We start from the raw sequence: 17,665 nt of genomic DNA on the forward strand, positions 1-17,665 counted from the left end.
GCCCATGACCAAGTCCGAGCTCGTCGAAAAACTGGCTGCCCGTTTTCCGCAGTTGCTGCTGCGGGATGCGGACATCTCGGTAAAAACGATTCTCGACGCGATGTCCGAAGCCCTGGCCGATGGCCATCGCATCGAGATCCGTGGCTTCGGCAGCTTTGGTCTGAACCGGCGGCCGCCTCGCGTGGGCCGCAACCCCAAGTCCGGCGAACGCGTGCTGGTGCCCGAAAAGCGGGTGCCGCATTTCAAGGCGGGCAAGGAGTTGCGGGAGCGGGTAGACCGCCCTGTATCGCCACAGGGTGGCGTCGCGACCGTCAACGGTCAGGCGCCGCACGGCAAGGCAGGGCAGTCGCTGGCCCCGTCGCAACCGGCTCCGGCCGGCCTGCACGAGGACAATCAGCTCAATCTGGTCCGTTCCTGATGCATGCTCGCCATACTGGCAAGTCTGTGGAAAAACGCCCCTTCGGGGGCGTTTTTTGTTTGCGCGCGGATGACGGCCGGCTGCCGCGGCGGCCGGCGCGCCCGGCGACCAATCGTTACCGTTTGCGAGAAGTGATTCCGCTACAATGCCGAGAATCCTTGGCCGGGTGCGCCGGATCGCTGTTGCGTGACCGGTTGTGCACCCCTGATCCGATGGCATTCACCGCATGAAACTCATCACCTGGATCTTCCGCATCGTCCTGTTCGTGCTGCTGTTCGTGCTGGCACTGCGCAATACCGGCGATGCCGACCTGCAGCTGTTCTTCGGGGCGGTCTGGCATGCCCCGCTGATCCTGATCCTGCTGGCGGCGTTCGGGCTGGGCATCGTGGCCGCCTTGGCTGCCGTGGCGCCGGGGCTGATGCGCCAGCGCATGGAAGCGTCGCGCCTGCGTCGTGCCCTGGGCGCGGTGCGGGCCACGCCGGCGGTGGATGTCGTGCCGCCCGAGGCCAAGCCGGGCGTACCTTATAACGTAGTCGGTCCGAAAGTCTGACCCATGATGTTTGAAACCTGGTGGCTGCTGGCGCTGCCACTTGTATTTGGCCTTGGCTGGATGGCTGCGCGCTTCGACCTGCGCCAGCTGATGAGCGAACAGGGCGCGTTGCCGCGTTCGTATTTCAAGGGCCTCAATTTCCTGCTCAACGAGCAACCCGACAAGGCCATCGACGCCTTTGTCGAGGTGGCGCGTCTCGACCCCGAGACCACCGAGCTGCACTTTGCGCTGGGCGCGCTGTTCCGCCGACGCGGCGAGACCGAGCGCGCGATCCGCGTGCATCAGAACCTGGCCACCCGGCCAGACCTTCCCGAACCCGAACGTGAGCACGCACTCTATGAACTGGGCCAGGACTTTCTGCGTGCCGGTCTGCTGGACCGTGCCGAGGAGTCGCTGCGCCGGCTGATGTCCGGCCCGTACGCGGCATCGGCCAAGCGCGTGCTGCTGGAACTGTACGAAGTCGAGAAGGAATGGTCGAAGGCCATCGACGCCGCACGCGAACTGCAGACGCTGGACCAGAAGGACTACCGCGTGCAGATCGCCCAGTTCTGCTGTGAACTGGCGCAGGACGCGCTGCAGAAGAAGAAGCCCGAAGAAGCCATCGAATGGCTGCGTCGTGCCCGCGAGGAAAATCCGGCCAATGTACGTGCGCCGATCCTGCTGGGCGATGTGGCCGCCGCGGCGGGCGACCAGACCGGCGCGCTGGAGCACTGGCTCGGCATCGAAAGCCAGGATGCGGCCTATCTGCCGCTGGTGGCTGACCGGGTGGTCAAGGCCTACGCGACGCTGGGCGAGCAGGACAAGGCCCTGCAGTGGCTGCGCGACCTGCTCAAGACCAAGCTGGCACCGGAACTGCTCGATACCGCCTATCGCACCGAACTCGAAGCGAACGGCCCGGTGGCCGCTACCGCGCTGATGCGCGACCAGTTGCGCCGCCAGCCGACGCTGCTGGCCCTGACCCGGTATTTCGAGGCGCAGGCGGCCGAGACCAAGGCGCAGCAGCCTGTCGGCGCCAATGGCGAGGCGCCGGCCGAAGGCGCGGACGCAGGCGCCGATCCGGACGACCAGACGAAGGAAATCGAGGCGATCCGCGACCTGCTGCAACTTCGCACCCGTAATCTGGCGCGCTATACCTGCCGCGAATGCGGCTTCCGCGCCCGGCTCTTCTACTGGCAGTGCCCCGGCTGCAACCGCTGGGAGACCTATGCGCCGCGCCGCTCCGAAGCGCTTGGCTAATCCATCTCAAGCGACCCCGAATTCCCTGGAGCTTCCGCAATGAAAGTTACGATTATCGGCAGCGGCTATGTTGGCCTGGTGACCGGTGCCTGTCTGGCCGAACTCGGCAATTCCGTGTTCTGCCTCGATGTCGACGAAAAGAAGATCGCCCTGCTGAACGCCGGTGGCGTGCCCATCTACGAACCGGGCCTGAAGGAACTGATCGACCGCAACCGCGCGGCAGGCCGGCTGACGTTTTCCACCGATGTCGCCGCCAGCGTCGAGCATGCCGATGTCCAGTTCATCGCCGTGGGCACCCCGCCTGACGAGGACGGCTCGGCCGATCTGCAGTACGTGCTGGCCGCCGCGCGCAACATCGGCCGCCATATGACCGGTTTCAAGGTGGTGGTGGACAAGTCGACCGTGCCCGTGGGCACCGGCGACCGCGTGGCCGCCGTGATCCGCGAGGAACTGACGGCGCGCGGGCTGGAAGACCTGCAGTACTCGGTGGTGTCCAACCCCGAGTTCCTGAAGGAAGGCGCGGCCGTGGAAGACTTCATGCGTCCGGACCGCATCGTGCTGGGCTGCGCGCCGGATGTCGCCGGCCGCCACGCGCAGGCCATCATGCGTCAGCTGTACTCGCCGTTCAACCGCAACCACGAGCGCACGTTCTACATGGACGTGCGTTCGGCCGAATTCACGAAGTACGCGGCCAATTCGATGCTGGCCACGNCGGATGGGCATCGGCTCGGACCCCCGCATCGGCTACAGCTTCCTGTACGCGGGCGCCGGCTACGGTGGCTCCTGCTTTCCCAAGGACGTGCAGGCGCTGATGCGCACAGCCAGCGCCTATGGCAAGCCGATGCGGGTGCTGGAGGCCGTGGAGGCCGTCAACGATGCGCAAAAGCAGGTGCTGGGCCGCAAGGTGGTCAATCGCTTTGGTGAGGATCTGACCGGCAAGACTTTCGGTGTCTGGGGCCTGGCATTCAAGCCCAATACCGACGACATGCGCGAGGCGCCGGCCCGCGTGCTGGCCCGTGAGCTGGTATCGCGCGGCGCGTCGCTGCGCGTGCACGACCCCGTGGCGATGCACGAGGCCCGCCGCGTGCTGGAGACCGACCTGGCCGACATGCCCGGCGGCATGGATCGTGTGCAATTCTGCGACGCCCAGATGGACGTGCTGAAGGACGCCGATGCGCTGGTGATCGTGACGGAGTGGAAGGTTTTCCGCAGCCCCGATTTCACGCAGATCCGCGCGTTGCTCAAGACGCCGGTCATCATCGACGGCCGTAACCTCTATGAACCGGATGCCATGGCTCAGGCCGGCATCGAGTATCACGCGATCGGGCGCTCTACCGCCGCGCACTGATTCGTTTCAACCGCGTAACCAGACCGACCCGCCGCACCGTTCCGGCACGGCGTGTCGCAAAGGGAAGTTCATGAGCAAGAACACGATTCCGCAGGACCAGATCCGCCAGTCTCAGGTGCTGGTGGTGGGCGACATGATGCTGGACCGCTACTGGTTCGGCGATGTGGAGCGCATCTCGCCGGAAGCGCCCGTGCCCGTGGTGCAGATCAAGCGCAGCGACGAGCGCCTGGGCGGCGCCGCCAACGTGGCCCGCAACGCCGCCGCGCTGGGCGCCCGCGTGGGCATGCTCGGCGTGGTGGGCGACGACGAGCCGGGCCGCACGCTGGAGGCGCTGCTCAACGAGAGCCACGTCCAGCCGTACCTGCATCGCGACGCCAGCCTGAACACCACCATCAAGCTGCGTGTGGTGGCACACCAGCAGCAGCTGTTGCGGGTGGATTTCGAGAACGCACCGGCCAGCGAAGTGCTGGCTTCGGTACAGGACCGCTACCAGCACCTGGTCAACGACTACCAGGTGCTGGTGCTGTCGGACTACGGCAAGGGCGGCCTGACCCATGTCGGCCGCATGGTCGACGCGGGCCGCGCGGCCGGGCGCACCGTGCTGATCGACCCCAAGGGCGACGATTACTCGCGCTACCGCGGCGCCACGCTGATCACGCCGAACCGCGCCGAAATGCGCGCCGTGGTCGGCGCCTGGAAGACTGAGGCCGACCTGACCATCCGCGCCCAGAACCTTCGCCGCGAGCTTCAGCTCGAAGCGTTGCTGCTGACGCGCTCGGAAGAGGGCATGACGCTCTATACCGAGGCCGAAGTGCTGCATGTCTCGGCCCAGGCGCGCGAAGTCTATGATGTATCGGGGGCCGGCGACACGGTAATCGCCACGCTGGCCACCATGCTGGGCGCCGGTGTGCCGCTCAAGGAAGCCGTGCAGCATGCCAACCGCGCCGGCAGCATCGTCGTCGGCAAGCTGGGTACCGCCGTTGTCACTTATCCCGAATTGTTTGGCGCTGCCTGAGGCGCGCCTGCCAGCCTGAATCCGCCATGACCATCATCGTGACCGGCGCTGCCGGCTTTATCGGCAGCAACATCGTCAAGGGCCTGAACGAACGCGGCGAATCGCATATCGTCGCGGTCGACAACCTGACGCGAGCCGAGAAATTCAACAATCTCGTGGACTGCGAGATTGCCGACTACCTGGACAAGGCCGAGTTCGTCGAGCGTTTCAAGCGCGGCGATTTCGGCCATGTGCGCGCGGTATTCCATGAGGGCGCCTGCTCCGACACCATGGAAACGGACGGCCGCTACATGATGGAGAACAACTACCGCTACACGCTGGCGCTGATGGAAGCCTGCCTGGAGCAGGGCACCCAGTTCCTCTATGCGTCGTCGGCCGCCACTTATGGCGCTTCTACGATGTTCCGCGAGGATCGCGAGTACGAAAAGCCGCTGAACGTCTACGGCTATTCGAAATTCCTGTTCGACCAGGTGGTGCGCCGCCGGCTGCCGTCCGCGCATTCACAGATTGTCGGCTTCCGCTACTTCAACGTCTACGGCCCGCGCGAATTCCACAAGGGCCGCATGGCGTCGGTGGCGTTCCACCATTTCAACCAGTTCCGCGCCGAAGGCTCGGTCAAGCTGTTCGGCGAGTACAACGGCTATGCGCCGGGCACGCAAAGCCGCGACTTCGTGTCGGTGGAAGACGTGGTCAAGGTCAACCTGTACTTCCTGGATCATCCGGAAAAGTCCGGCATCTTCAACCTTGGCACCGGCCGTTCGCAGCCGTTTAACGATATTGCGGTGTCGGTGGTGAATGCGTTGCGCGAGTCCGAGGACAAGCCGCCCCTGTCGCTGGAAGACATGGTGCAGGAAGGACTGGTCGAATACGTGAAGTTTCCCGATGCATTGCGCGGCAAGTACCAGTGCTTCACGCAGTCCGACGTGTCGCGCCTGCGCTCGGCCGGCTATGAGGCGCCGTTCCTGACGGTGCAGGAAGGCGTGAGCCGCTACTGCAAGTGGCTGCTCGACCGTAGCTGAAGCGCGCGGCCGCGCATGGCCGTGTCGCGCCCGCGCCACGGTCCAACCTGGCCGGACTCGGAGAAGTCCGGCAGTACATCACCAATATTGCGCTTGGACACACAAACGCGCGGATATTGTGAACTCATGTGTCCAGCCATTTCTGACGTCCGATCGGACTCCTATCCTGACCGCTTCCGTTGCCATCCGGCGGCGGACAGCAACCCGAAAGGAAAGGAGTTTCATCGATGCACAAGACGTACGACGCCGCCCAGGCGAATGCGCCGGCGGCCCTGACCGGCAACTTTCTGACCAGCACATCGCGAAGCGCGCACCGCGCGTGGCGGCGCGCCAGCCTGGCCCTTGCGTTCACGCTGGCCATGGCTGGCATGGGGCCGGCCCACGCCGAGGTCGACGTGAATAGCGCCGACGAGGTGGCGCTGACCACGATCAAGGGTATTGGCCCGGCAACGGCCAAGCGCATTCTGGCGGAGCGCGACAAGAACGGGGCGTTCCAGGACGCGGCTGACCTTGCAGACCGCGTGCCGGGGGTGGGGGCGAAATCGGCGGCCAATCTCCAGGAAGCGGGGCTGACGTTCGGCAAGCCGTCCGCTACCACGGCAGCCGCACGCAAGGATGGCAAGCCCGCGCCGAAGCCGGCGCCCCAGGCGGCGCCGAAGACCACGCCAGCGCGCTGAGGCCGGCGCTCGCGCCCCGGGTCAACAGCCCGGGGCTGGTATGCGTTGTGCTTCGCTGGCGTGGCATGCGCGCCGCAGTCCCGATTTGCACCACCGGGGGTGCGGGGTATCATGCGCATCGCCGTTGCGGGCCGACGCCTGGCGCCGGCCCGCAACCGGGATTTCCATACCGATAATTCAACCGGCAACGCAGCCGTGCCGCTGACAGGGAGAGAACAACATGGCGAATGGCCAGGACAGCATTGACGACGGGAGTTTCCTGCCGAAGTGGCGGCTCAGGACCGAGGGGGTGATCGCTCCCGACGAACGTCTGCCGGCAGGTCAGACGATTCTCGCGGGCATTCAGCACGTGGTGGCGATGTTCGGCTCCACGGCGATTGCCCCGATCCTGATGGGCTTTCCTCCCAATATCGCGATCCTGTTCTCTGGCATCGGCACCTTGCTGTTCTTCCTGTGCGTGCGCGGCCGCGTGCCCAGCTACCTGGGATCGAGCTTCGCATTCATCGCCGTGGTGATCGCGGCGACCGGCTACAGCGGTAGCGGCCCGAACGCGAATATCCCGGTCGCCCTGGGCGGCATCATCGCCGCCGGCGCCGTGTACACGATCATCGGACTGATCGTGCAGACCGTGGGCTATGCGTGGGTGGAAAAACTGATGCCGCCGGTGGTGACGGGTGCCATCGTCGCTGCCATCGGCCTGAACCTGGCGCCGGTGGCCGTCAAGGCGGTCAGCGGGGCGGCGCTCGATACCTGGGTGGGCCTGCTGACGGTGCTGGCCGTGGGGCTGATCGCGGTACGGGCGCCGGGCATGCTGGGGCGCCTGCCGGTGCTGCTTGGCGGCCTGGCAGGCTACCTCGCGTATTTCGTGGCGACCAATCTGATGGGCATGGGCCACCCCATCGACTTCTCCGGCGTGGCCGCCGCCAGCTGGTTCGGCATGCCGGCGTTCACCACGCCGGTCTTCCAGGCCAACGCGATGCTGCTGATCGCGCCAGTGGCCATCGTGCTGGTGGCCGAGAACCTGGGCCATATCAAGGCCATTGGCGTGATGACGGGGCGCAATCTCGATCCGTACATCGGCCGCGCATTCATCGGCGATGGCGTGGCCACGATGCTGTCGGCGTCCGGCGGCGGCACCGGCGTGACCACGTACGCCGAAAACATGGGCGTGATGGCCGTCACCCGCATCTATTCGACGCTGATCTTCGTGGTGGCCGCGGCGGTGGCGATCCTGCTCGGTTTCTCGCCCAAGTTCGGCGCGCTGATCCTGACGATTCCCGGTCCGGTCATCGGGGGCCTGACCATCGTCGTGTTCGGCCTGATCTCGGCCACGGCCGGGCGCATCTGGGTGCAGAACCACGTGGATTTTTCCAGCTCGCGCAACCTGATCACGGTCGGTGCGACGCTGACCGTGGCCGCTGGCGACCTGACGCTGAAATTCGGCGGCATGACGCTGGGCGGCATCGGGACGGCCACGTTCGGCGCGATCCTGCTGTACCACCTGCTGGGCAGCCGTCATCCGGAAGACCAGGGCCTGACGCACTGAACCGGCGCGCGCCGGCACGGGCCGGAATGGCCCGGCCGCCGGTGCGGGTAAGGTTGGTGCATTACAATGGCCGACGAAAACCGACCTCCCCGCACCATGGCCTACAAAACGATTGAAGACACCATCGGCAACACGCCGCTGGTACGACTGCAGCGTATTCCCGGCGCTGCCATCGAAGCGCGCGGCAACGTGATCCTTGGCAAGCTCGAGGGTAACAACCCGGCCGGCTCGGTCAAGGACCGCCCCGCGCTGTCGATGATCCGCCGCGCAGAAGAGCGTGGCCGCATCAAGCCTGGCGACACGCTGATCGAAGCCACGTCGGGTAACACGGGCATCGCACTGGCCATGGCAGCCGCCATCCGCGGCTATCGCATGGTGCTGATCATGCCCGAGGATCTGAGCCTGGAGCGTCGCCAGAGCATGGCGGCCTATGGCGCGGAAATCATCCTGACCCCGGTCAAGGGCGGCATGGAGTATGCGCGTGACCTGGCCGATGCCATGGAGCGCGAGGGCAAGGGCGTGATCCTGGACCAGTTCGCCAACCCGGACAATCCGCTGGCACACTACGAGTCCACGGGCCCGGAACTCTGGCAGGACACCGAGGGCCGTATTACCCACTTCGTCTCGGCAATGGGCACGACCGGCACCATCACCGGTGTTTCGCGCTTCCTTAAGGAAAAGAACCCCGCCATCCAGATCATCGGTGCCCAGCCCGCCGAAGGGTCGCGCATTCCGGGGATCCGCAAGTGGCCCGAAGCGTATCTGCCGAAGATCTACGATCCGAAGTTCATTGATCGCCAGGAGCCTGTCACGCAGGCCGATGCGGAACACATGGCACGCCGGATGGCGCGCGAGGAAGGTATTTTCTGCGGAATCTCGGCCGCTGGCGCCCTGTGCGTGGCGCTGCGCATTGCCGAGGAAGTGGAGAATGCGACGATCGTTTTCGTGGTATGCGATCGTGGCGACCGCTACCTCTCGACGGGGGTCTTCCCGGCCTGATTGCGGCACCCGAGCCCCAGTCACTCGCCAGCCAATAAAAAGCCCCGCCGGCAACGCCGCGGGGCTTTTTACCTGACAGGGGCCTGGCGCTCAACCCATGGCGGCCTTGACGGCTTCGCCCAGTTGATACACCGCCAGCGCGTAGAAGAAACTGCGGTTGTAGCGCGTCAGGACATAAAAGTTGCGCAGACCGATCATGTACTCGGTCGGCTGGTCCGGCGTCGGCAAGTCGACGACCAGCACCCCTGTTTCGCCTTCGCGCTGCACGTCGATGGGTTCGTCCACGCGCAGCCCCGCCTTGGTCAACTGGTTCAGCGTGCGCGTCGGCCAGGGTTCGCCGTCGGCCGCGGCCGTGGCCACGCCAAGGCTGCCCGCATCGCCGGCGATCCGCCAGACCACGGGCCGGCCCTGTTCCCAGCCATGCAGTTGCAGGAAGCGGCCAACGCTGCCGATGGCGTCGGTGGGGCTGTTGCGCAGATCGACATGGCCGTCGCCGTCGTAGTCAATGGCGTACTCCCGCAGGCTGGTCGGCATGAATTGCGGAATGCCCACGGCGCCGGCGTATGAGCCCAGGACCGAGTACACGTCGGTCCTGGTGTCGCGGCACCAGACCAGGTAATCGGCCAGCTGGTTGCGGAACAGCGTCGTGCGGGCGTCGCGATTCGGCGTGTCGGGGTAGTCGAACGCCAGGGTGGACAGCGAGTCGAGCACGCGGAACGTGCCCATGTCCCGGCCGTAGATCGTTTCCACGCCAATGATGCCGACGATGACCGATGCCGGCACGCCGAACTCGGCCTCCGCGCGGCGCAGCGCCTCGCGGTTCTGTTGCCAGAAGCGGACACCGGCATTGATGCGGATCGGTTCGATAAAGCGCGACCGGTACGCACGCCAGCTCTTCTTGCCCGGCGTGGTCGGCGGCATGATCAGCCGCGAGACCGTGGCCGAATACACGGCCTGGCTGAAATACGATTCCAGTTCGGCCCGCTGAAAGCCGTTGCGCGCCACCATCTCGTCGATGAATGCCTGCGTCTTCGGATGATTCCGGTAGCGGCCCGGTTCGATTTCCTCTTCGCGGACACTTACGCGTCGGCCGGCGGCCAGGAGTCCTGGAGAAACGCCGCACAGGCCCAATGCGGCAGCGGTGAGTGCGGCGCCCAATAGCGGGCGGCGCAAGGAACGCTGTTGGTCGGTCATGATGTCCTTTGCAAGTCGCACCGAGTATAGCGGATGCGATACACGCGACGCCCCGTTCCGGGGGGATTGGTTACGAAGTTCCGGCGTCGCCGAGTCCGGGTACGTCCTGTGCTAACGTAATGGCTGGAGACAAACTTGACCCACAATCCAAAATGCCAACGGGTTATTACACGCATCCGTCGTTCCTGCAGCACGAGATGGGGTTTTTCCATCCCGAATGCCCGGAACGCCTGCAGGCCATCGAAGACCATCTGATTTCGCATGGGATGGACGGCCTGCTCGACCGGCGCGATGCCCCGGCCGCCACCGAGGAGCAGATCGAGCGCGTGCATCGGCACGACTACGTTGCCAGCCTGAGCGCCAACAGTCCATCGACCGGCTACTACCCGATCGACCCCGACACGTCCATGAACTGCCACACCCTCACCGCCGCCACCCATGCGGCCGGTGCGGCCGTGGCCGCCACCGACGCGGTGATCGCAGGCCAGCTCGAAAATGCATTCTGCTGCGTGCGTCCGCCCGGCCATCACGCCGAGCCCGACCATGCGATGGGTTTCTGTTTCTTCAACAACGTGGCCATTGCGGCCCGGCACGCCATCGCGGCCCACGGCCTGCAGCGCGTGGCGGTTGTCGATTTTGACGTGCATCACGGCAACGGCACCGAAGCGGCCTTCCGCGACGACCCGCAGGTCATGATGTGCAGCTTCTTCCAGCATCCGTTCTATCCGTACAGCGGCACCGAGCACCTGGCGCCGAACATGTCGAATATTCCGCTGCCGGCGTACACCAACGGCATGGCCGTGCGCGAGGTGGTGGAAACCATCTGGCTGCCGCGTCTGAACGAGTTCAAGCCCGAGATGATCTTCATCTCGGCGGGCTTCGACGCGCACCGCGAGGACGACCTGGGCCAGATGGGGCTGGTCGAGCAGGACTACACCTGGATCACCGAGCAACTGGTGCAGGTGGCCAGGACCCACGCCCACGGCCGCATCGTCAGTTGTCTGGAGGGCGGCTATAACCTCAGCGCGCTCGCGCGTAGCGTCTTCGCCCATCTCAAGGTGCTGATGGAAGCCTGAATATGCCTTATTCGGCTCAAAATACCGGCCTATATGACGTGAACGCATAAAGGCATCGGAAAAATCTCGTTTGAGGTATGAAGCGGATCGCATAAAATGCGGGCTTCACAAAAATAAGACCCGGCAACACCGCAGGAGACCCCGCGCTGTTGCCGTTTTCTTTTCTCTTCATGATCGAACTGCAAGGACTCTCGCAGCGGTTCCCCGGCGGGTCGGGGGAAGTGCATGCCCTGCGCGATGTCAGCCTCTCCATCGCCGCCGGCGAGATCTTCGGCATCATCGGCCGAAGCGGCGCCGGCAAGAGCACGCTGGTGCGTGCCATCAACCTGCTGAACCGGCCTTCCAGCGGCCGCGTGATCGTCGACGGCCAGGATCTCACCGCGCTGAACAACGGCGCGCTGCGCGAGGCGCGTCGCGAGATCGGCATGATCTTCCAGCACTTCAACCTGCTGTCGTCGCGCACCGTGTATGACAATGTGGCGCTGCCGCTCGAACTGGCGGGCAAGTCGAAGCAGGACATCGCCGCGACCGTCGAGCCGTTGCTGGAACTGGTTGGCCTGTCAAAGCTGCGCGACCGCTATCCCGCGCAGATCAGCGGCGGGCAGAAGCAGCGTGTGGGTATCGCCCGCGCCTTGGCCAGCAAGCCCAAGGTGCTGCTGTCGGACGAAGCCACGTCGGCGCTGGACCCGGAAACCACGCGCTCGATCCTGGAACTGCTCAAGCAGATCAACCGGGAACTGGGCCTGACCATCGTGATGATCACGCACCAGATGGAAGTCATCAAGCAGGTCTGCGACCGCGTGGCCGTGCTCGAAGCCGGGCAGGTCGTGGAATCGGGTCGCGTGATCGACGTATTCCTGCGCCCGCAGCACGAGGTCACCCGCGCGATGATCGGCGACGTGATTGCGCAGGAACTGCCGGCCAGCGTGCTCAAGCGTGTGGAAAGCCGCCTGGGCAATGGCCGCGACCATGTCTACCGCCTGGCATTCACCGGCGAGAACGTGGACCAGCCGGTGCTGGCGCAAGCCATTCGCCAGCACGGTCTGGACTTCAACATCCTGCACGGCCATATCGACGAGATCCAGGGCCAGGCATTTGGCTCGCTGGCGATCATGGCCACGGGCGAACCTGCCGCGGTGCGCGCGGCGATGGACTATCTGCAGACGCAGGGCGTGGTCGTGGAGGAGATCGAACATGTGGTCTGAAATGTTTGACCTGTTCCTGTCGTCGTTCGGCGAGACCTTGCTGATGGTGGCCATCTCGGGCGTGGTCGGATCGCTGCTCGGCGTGCCGCTGGGCGTGCTGCTGCACCTGACCAATCGCGGCGGCGTGCTGTCGCATCCGCTGTTCAACCGCACGATGGGCGTGGTCGTGAACGCGGTGCGCTCGATCCCGTTCATCATCCTGCTGGTGGTGGTGATCCCGTTCACGCGCTTTATCGTCGGGTCGTCGATCGGCACCACGGCGGCCATCGTGCCGCTGACGATCGCCGCCGTGCCGTTCATCGCGCGCCTGGTGGAAGCCGCGCTGCGCGAGGTGGACAAGGGGCTGGTGGAGGCCGCGCAATCGATGGGCGCCACCACGGGCCAGATTGTCTGGAAGGTGCTGCTGCCAGAAGCCATGCCCGGCATCGTAGCGGGTTTGACGATCACGTTCGTGAGCCTGGTTGGCTATTCGGCCATGGCCGGCGCCATCGGCGGCGGCGGGCTCGGCGACCTGGGCATTCGCTATGGCTACCAGCGGTACATCACCGAGATCATGGTGGCCGTGGTGCTGATCCTGATCGTGTTCGTCCAGGCCGTGCAGAGCTTTGGCGACTGGCTGGTCCGCCGTATCAGCCATCGGTGAGCCATCGGTGAGCCATCGGCCGGCCATAACAATTTCTACGCAGGGAAACTCAGGGGTAAATCGCAATGCAACGTCGTAGTGTGATCAAGAGCGCCATCGTCGCGCTGGGTGTGGTGGTGTCGGCAGGCGCGTTCGCGCAGGACAAGCCGATCAAGATCGGCGTCACGGGTGGCCCGCACGCGCAGATCATGGAGCAGGTCAAGAAGGTGGCGGCCAAGGACGGCCTGAATATCCAGGTGGTGGAATTCAGCGACTACATCCAGCCCAACGCGGCGCTGGCCGCAGGCGATCTCGACGCCAACAGCTACCAGCATCTGCCGTACCTGGAAGCCCAGATCAAGGATCGCGGCTACAAGTTCACGCATGTCGCCTTCACCGTGACGTTCCCGATGGGCGTCTACTCGAAGAAGATCAAGTCGCTCGACCAGATCAAGCAGGGCGCCCGCGTGGGTGTGCCGAACGATCCCACCAACGGTGGCCGCGGTCTGCTGCTGCTGCAGGCCAAGGGTCTGATCAAGCTGCGCCCGGATGCCGGCCTGAAGGCCACGCCGCTGGACATCGTCGAGAACCCGAAGAAGATCAAGATCGTGGAACTGGACGCCGCGCAGCTGCCGCGTTCGCTCGACGACCTGGACGCCGCTGCCATCAACGGCAACTACGCCGAATCGGCCGGCCTGTCGCCCACGCGTGACGCCATCGCCATGGAAGGCCCGAAGGGTCCGTACGCCAACCTGATCGCCATCCGTACCGCCGACAAGGACAAGCCATGGGTGGCCAAGCTGGTGAAGGCGTACCACTCGCCTGAAATCAAGCAGTACGTGCAGAGCACTTTTAAGGAATCCGTGATTGCCGCCTGGTAATTTCTGGAGGTTTTCATCCAAACCGTGCGCCGGCAGGGCATCCTGCGGCACAATCGCGATGATTTTTTTGGATTGCCGGCTATGCCCGGCAATTCTTTGTCGATAAAATAGTACGATCGTTCGAAAAACAAGAGAGTCGCCACCCCGGTGGTTATAATGGCGAGCGATTCAAAAACTTTGGAACTATCAGCTATCAGTGGAGTGAGCGCATGAAAGTACTCGTCGCAGTCAAGCGGGTGGTGGACTACAACGTCAAGGTCCGCGTGAAGTCGGATGGCACGGGCGTTGACCTGGCCAACGTCAAGATGAGCATGAACCCGTTCGACGAAATCGCCGTCGAAGAGGCCGTGCGCCTGAAGGAAGCCGGCGTCGTCACCGAGGTAATCGCCGTGTCGTGCGGCGTGGCCCAGTGCCAGGAAACCCTGCGTACCGCGATGGCCATTGGCGCCGACCGCGGCATCCTGGTGGAATCGAACGAAGACCTGCAGCCGCTGGCCGTGGCCAAGCTGCTGAAGGCACTGATCGACAAGGAACAGCCGAGCCTGGTGATCCTGGGCAAGCAGGCCATCGACGACGACTCGAACCAGACCGGCCAGATGGTGGCCGCGCTGGCCGGCCTGCCGCAAGCCACGTTCGCCTCGAAGGTGGTGGTGGCCGACGGAAAGGCTTCGGTCACGCGTGAAGTGGATGGCGGTCTGGAAACGCTGTCGGTCAAGCTGCCGGCCGTGGTGACCACCGACCTGCGCCTGAACGAGCCGCGCTACGTGACGCTGCCGAACATCATGAAGGCGAAGAAGAAGCCGCTGGATACCGTGAAGCCGGAAGACCTCGGCGTCGACGTGAAGCCGCGCCTGCAGACCGTCAAGGTTGTCGAGCCTGCCAAGCGCAGCGCCGGCGTGATGGTGCCGGACGTTGCCACGCTGGTGCAAAAGCTGAAGTCGGAAGCCAAGGTTATCTGAGCGCGGGGGAGAAAAGAACATGACTGCACTTGTCATTGCTGAACACGACAATCAATCGATCAAGGCCGCCACGTTGAACGCCGTGACGGCTGCCGCCCAGTGCGGCGGCGACGTCCACGTGCTGGTGGCCGGTTCCAACGCCCGCGCCGCGGCCGATGCCGCCGCGAAGATCGCCGGCGTGTCGAAGGTCCTGCTGGCCGACGCACCGTACTTTGCCGACGGCCTGGCCGAAAACGTGGGCGAACAGATCCTGGCCATCGCCAGCGACTATTCGCACATCGTTGCCCCGGCGACCGCTTCGGGCAAGAACATCCTGCCGCGCGTGGCCGCCAAGCTGGACGTGGCCCAGTTGTCGGACATCACCAAGGTGGATTCGCCCGACACGTTCGAGCGTCCGATCTACGCCGGCAACGCCATCGCCACGGTCAAGTCGCAAGACAAGATCAAGGTGATCACGGTGCGTGGCACGGCATTCGACCCGGCTGCCGCCGAAGGTGGCTCGGCTGCGGTGGAAACGCTGCCGGCCGTGGCCGACGCGGGCATCTCGCAATTCGTGTCGCGTGAAGTGACCAAGAGCGACCGTCCGGAACTGACCGCCGCCAAGATCATCGTTTCCGGTGGCCGTGGCGTGGGTTCGGGCGAGAACTACACCAAGGTGCTGACCCCGCTGGCCGACAAGCTCGGCGCGGCGCTGGGCGCATCGCGTGCCGCAGTCGATGCCGGCTTCGTGCCGAACGACTACCAGGTCGGCCAGACCGGCAAGATCGTCGCCCCGCAGCTGTACATCGCCGTCGGTATCTCGGGCGCGATCCAGCATCTGGCCGGCATGAAGGACTCCAAGGTGATCGTCGCGATCAACAAGGACGCGGAAGCCCCGATCTTCTCGGTGGCGGACTACGGCCTGGTGGGCGACCTGAACACCGTGGTGCCCGAGCTGGTGGCAGCACTGGGCTGATAACGCCCGACCGGCCGGTTCGACATCGCATTGAACCGGCCGCAAGCAGAACTACTATAAAGCCGTTCCGGGTAGCTTCCCGCGAGCGGCTTTTTTGCAGGATCGTGGAGACATACGATGACCTATCGCGCACCACTCAAGGACATGCAGTTCGTCATGAACGAACTGGCAGGGCTTGAACAGATCAGCCAGTTGCCCGGCTACGAAGAGGCAACCCCCGATACGGCGCAGGCCGTGCTGGAAGAAGCCGCCAAGTTCAACGAACAGGTGGTGGCGCCGCTGAACCGTCCGGGCGACCTCAGCCCCAGCAGCTGGAAGGATGGCGTGGTCACCACCACGGCCGGCTTCAAGGATGCTTTCCGGCAGTTTGGCGAAGGTGGCTGGCAGGGCGTGCTGCATCCGGCAGAGTTCGAAGGCCAGGGCCTGCCCAAGCTGGTGGCCACGCCGTGCATCGAAATGCTGAACAGCGCGAACCTGTCGTTCGCGCTGTGCCCGCTGCTGACCGACGGCGCCATCGAGGCCCTGCTGACTGCCGGCAGCGATGACCAGAAGGCAACTTTCCTGCCCAAGCTGATCTCGGGTGAGTGGACCGGCACGATGAACCTGACCGAGCCGCAAGCCGGGTCGGACCTGGCTGCGGTGCGCACGCGCGCCGAGCCGCAGGGCGACGGCACGTTCAAGATTTTCGGCACCAAGATCTTCATCACGTATGGCGAGCACGACATGGCGGACAACATCGTCCACCTGGTGCTGGCGCGCACGCCAACCGCGCCCGAGGGCGTGAAGGGCATCTCGCTGTTCATCGTGCCCAAGTTCAAGGTGAACGCCGATGGGTCGCTGGGCGAACGCAACGACGTGCAGTGCGTGTCGATCGAGCACAAACTTGGCATCAAGGCCAGTCCCACGGCGGTGCTGCAGTTCGGCGACCACGGCGGTGCCATCGGCACGCTGGTGGGCGAGGAGAACCGCGGCCTCGAGTACATGTTCATCATGATGAACTCGGCGCGCTTCGCGGTGGGCATGCAGGGCATTGCGATTTCCGAGCGCGCCTACCAGCAGGCCGTGGCGTACGCCAAGGACCGCGTGCAGAGCCGGCCGGTGGATGGATCGGCGCGCGAGGCGGTGACGATCATCCATCATCCGGACGTCAAGCGCATGCTGATGACGATGCGCGCGCTGATCGAAGGCGCCCGCGCCGTGGCCTATGTGGCCGCCGCCGCCAGCGACATCGCCCACCAGCATCCCGACGAAGCCGTGCGCCGCGAGAACATGGCGCTCTACGAGTTCCTGGTGCCGGTGGTGAAGGGCTGGAGCACCGAGCTGTCGATCGACGTGACGAGCCTGGGCGTGCAGGTGCACGGCGGCATGGGCTTCATCGAGGAAACGGGCGCGGCGCAGCACTATCGCGACGCCCGCATCCTGACGATCTACGAAGGCACGACCGCCATCCAGGCCAACGACCTGGTCGGTCGCAAGACCGTGCGCGACGGCGGCGCCGTGGCGCGTGCCATCTGCGCGAAGATCGCCGAAACCGAAGCCGAACTGGGCAAGCACGGCGGCGCGTCGTTCAAGGCCGTGCAGACGCAGCTGAGGCTGGGCCGCGAGGCGCTGGAAGCCGTGGTGAAGTTCGTGGTGGAAAATGCCAAGGGCGATCCGAACGCCGTGTTTGCCGGCAGCGTGCCTTACCTGAAGCTCTGCGGCATCGTACTGTCGGGCTGGCAACTGGGCCGCGCCATGCTGGTGGCCGACGCGAAGCGTGCGGAAGATCCGGCGTTCTACGACGCCAAGATCGCCACCGCGTATTTCTTTGGCCAGCACATCCTGTCGCAGGCCTCGTCGCTGCGCGCGGCCATCGTGGAAGGCGCGGAGCCGGTCAAGGCCATGACGGCCGATCAGTTCTGATGCGCGTCACGCCATCGTAGCAATGCGAAAAGGGCGACCCGCGGGTCGCCCTTCCTGTCTCTG

At 64.9% G+C, this 17,665-nt stretch carries 16 protein-coding genes and 1 pseudogene; 16 read left to right on the forward strand and 1 reads right to left on the reverse strand.

Annotated features, from left to right (window positions below; genetic code table 11):
* Nucleotides 1–4: 4 nt before the first annotated feature.
* The 9 genes and pseudogenes from D9X30_RS12085 to cysM all read left to right on the forward strand — a co-directional run bounded on the left by D9X30_RS12085 (nt 5) and on the right by cysM (nt 8,808).
* On the forward strand, nt 5–418 hold the full coding sequence (locus D9X30_RS12085; RefSeq protein WP_092594867.1) for an integration host factor subunit beta: 414 nt from the start codon (nt 5–7) through the stop codon (nt 416–418).
* Between the two features lie 226 nt (nt 419–644).
* Nucleotides 645–968, forward strand: coding sequence for a LapA family protein (locus tag D9X30_RS12090; RefSeq protein WP_153946793.1), 324 nt, complete (start codon nt 645–647; stop codon nt 966–968).
* 3 nt (nt 969–971) lie between these two features.
* A complete protein-coding gene (gene lapB / locus D9X30_RS12095) occupies nt 972–2,204 on the forward strand; it encodes a lipopolysaccharide assembly protein LapB (protein ID WP_153946794.1) in 1,233 nt (410 codons plus the stop codon).
* A 39-nt stretch (nt 2,205–2,243) separates the two neighbouring features.
* Nucleotides 2,244–3,552: pseudogene (locus D9X30_RS12100) on the forward strand (UDP-glucose dehydrogenase family protein).
* 70 nt (nt 3,553–3,622) lie between these two features.
* Nucleotides 3,623–4,567 carry a D-glycero-beta-D-manno-heptose-7-phosphate kinase gene (rfaE1, locus tag D9X30_RS12105; protein WP_153947440.1) on the forward strand — a complete coding sequence of 315 codons (945 nt, stop codon included), beginning with the start codon at nt 3,623–3,625 and terminating at the stop codon, nt 4,565–4,567.
* A gap of 26 nt (nt 4,568–4,593) precedes the next feature.
* Nucleotides 4,594–5,586, forward strand: coding sequence for an ADP-glyceromanno-heptose 6-epimerase (rfaD, locus tag D9X30_RS12110; protein ID WP_153947441.1), 993 nt, complete (start codon nt 4,594–4,596; stop codon nt 5,584–5,586).
* 227 nt (nt 5,587–5,813) lie between these two features.
* Nucleotides 5,814–6,263 carry a ComEA family DNA-binding protein gene (locus D9X30_RS12115; protein WP_153947442.1) on the forward strand — a complete coding sequence of 150 codons (450 nt, stop codon included), beginning with the start codon at nt 5,814–5,816 and terminating at the stop codon, nt 6,261–6,263.
* Nucleotides 6,264–6,483: 220 nt separating this feature from the next.
* Nucleotides 6,484–7,809 carry a solute carrier family 23 protein gene (locus tag D9X30_RS12120; protein WP_153947443.1) on the forward strand — a complete coding sequence of 442 codons (1,326 nt, stop codon included), beginning with the start codon at nt 6,484–6,486 and terminating at the stop codon, nt 7,807–7,809.
* A gap of 96 nt (nt 7,810–7,905) precedes the next feature.
* On the forward strand, nt 7,906–8,808 hold the full coding sequence (gene cysM, locus D9X30_RS12125; protein WP_092594854.1) for a cysteine synthase CysM: 903 nt from the start codon (nt 7,906–7,908) through the stop codon (nt 8,806–8,808).
* A 90-nt stretch (nt 8,809–8,898) separates the two neighbouring features.
* Here cysM and mltB read toward each other — a convergent pair whose 3' ends face one another.
* A complete protein-coding gene (gene mltB, locus D9X30_RS12130; RefSeq protein WP_153947444.1) occupies nt 8,899–10,002 on the reverse strand; it encodes a lytic murein transglycosylase B in 1,104 nt (367 codons plus the stop codon).
* Nucleotides 10,003–10,154: 152 nt separating this feature from the next.
* On the opposite strand from mltB, the gene D9X30_RS12135 reads away from it, so the two are divergent.
* From D9X30_RS12135 to D9X30_RS12165, 7 genes are all read left to right on the forward strand, one after another.
* Nucleotides 10,155–11,078, forward strand: coding sequence for a histone deacetylase family protein (locus tag D9X30_RS12135; RefSeq protein WP_153947446.1), 924 nt, complete (start codon nt 10,155–10,157; stop codon nt 11,076–11,078).
* Nucleotides 11,079–11,248: 170 nt separating this feature from the next.
* Nucleotides 11,249–12,283 carry a methionine ABC transporter ATP-binding protein gene (locus tag D9X30_RS12140; RefSeq protein WP_153947641.1) on the forward strand — a complete coding sequence of 345 codons (1,035 nt, stop codon included), beginning with the start codon at nt 11,249–11,251 and terminating at the stop codon, nt 12,281–12,283.
* On the forward strand, nt 12,273–12,926 hold the full coding sequence (locus tag D9X30_RS12145; RefSeq protein WP_153947450.1) for a methionine ABC transporter permease: 654 nt from the start codon (nt 12,273–12,275) through the stop codon (nt 12,924–12,926). The genes D9X30_RS12140 and D9X30_RS12145 overlap by 11 nt, the downstream gene beginning before the upstream one ends.
* Before the next feature lie 65 nt (nt 12,927–12,991).
* Nucleotides 12,992–13,786, forward strand: a complete 795-nt coding sequence (locus tag D9X30_RS12150; protein WP_153947451.1) for a MetQ/NlpA family ABC transporter substrate-binding protein — start codon at nt 12,992–12,994, stop codon at nt 13,784–13,786.
* A 209-nt stretch (nt 13,787–13,995) separates the two neighbouring features.
* On the forward strand, nt 13,996–14,745 hold the full coding sequence (locus D9X30_RS12155; RefSeq protein ID WP_066739205.1) for an electron transfer flavoprotein subunit beta/FixA family protein: 750 nt from the start codon (nt 13,996–13,998) through the stop codon (nt 14,743–14,745).
* 19 nt (nt 14,746–14,764) lie between these two features.
* A complete protein-coding gene (locus tag D9X30_RS12160) occupies nt 14,765–15,700 on the forward strand; it encodes an electron transfer flavoprotein subunit alpha/FixB family protein (RefSeq protein ID WP_153947452.1) in 936 nt (311 codons plus the stop codon).
* 117 nt (nt 15,701–15,817) lie between these two features.
* The gene (locus D9X30_RS12165; RefSeq protein WP_153947453.1) at nt 15,818–17,602 is read left to right on the forward strand and encodes an acyl-CoA dehydrogenase; all 1,785 of its coding nucleotides are present in this window, start codon (nt 15,818–15,820) and stop codon (nt 17,600–17,602) included.
* The last annotated feature ends 63 nt before the right edge of the window (nt 17,603–17,665 follow it).

The sequence above is a fragment of the Cupriavidus sp. U2 genome, assembly GCF_009663685.2.
GTDB classification, from domain to species: Bacteria; Pseudomonadota; Gammaproteobacteria; order Burkholderiales; family Burkholderiaceae; genus Cupriavidus; species Cupriavidus necator_C.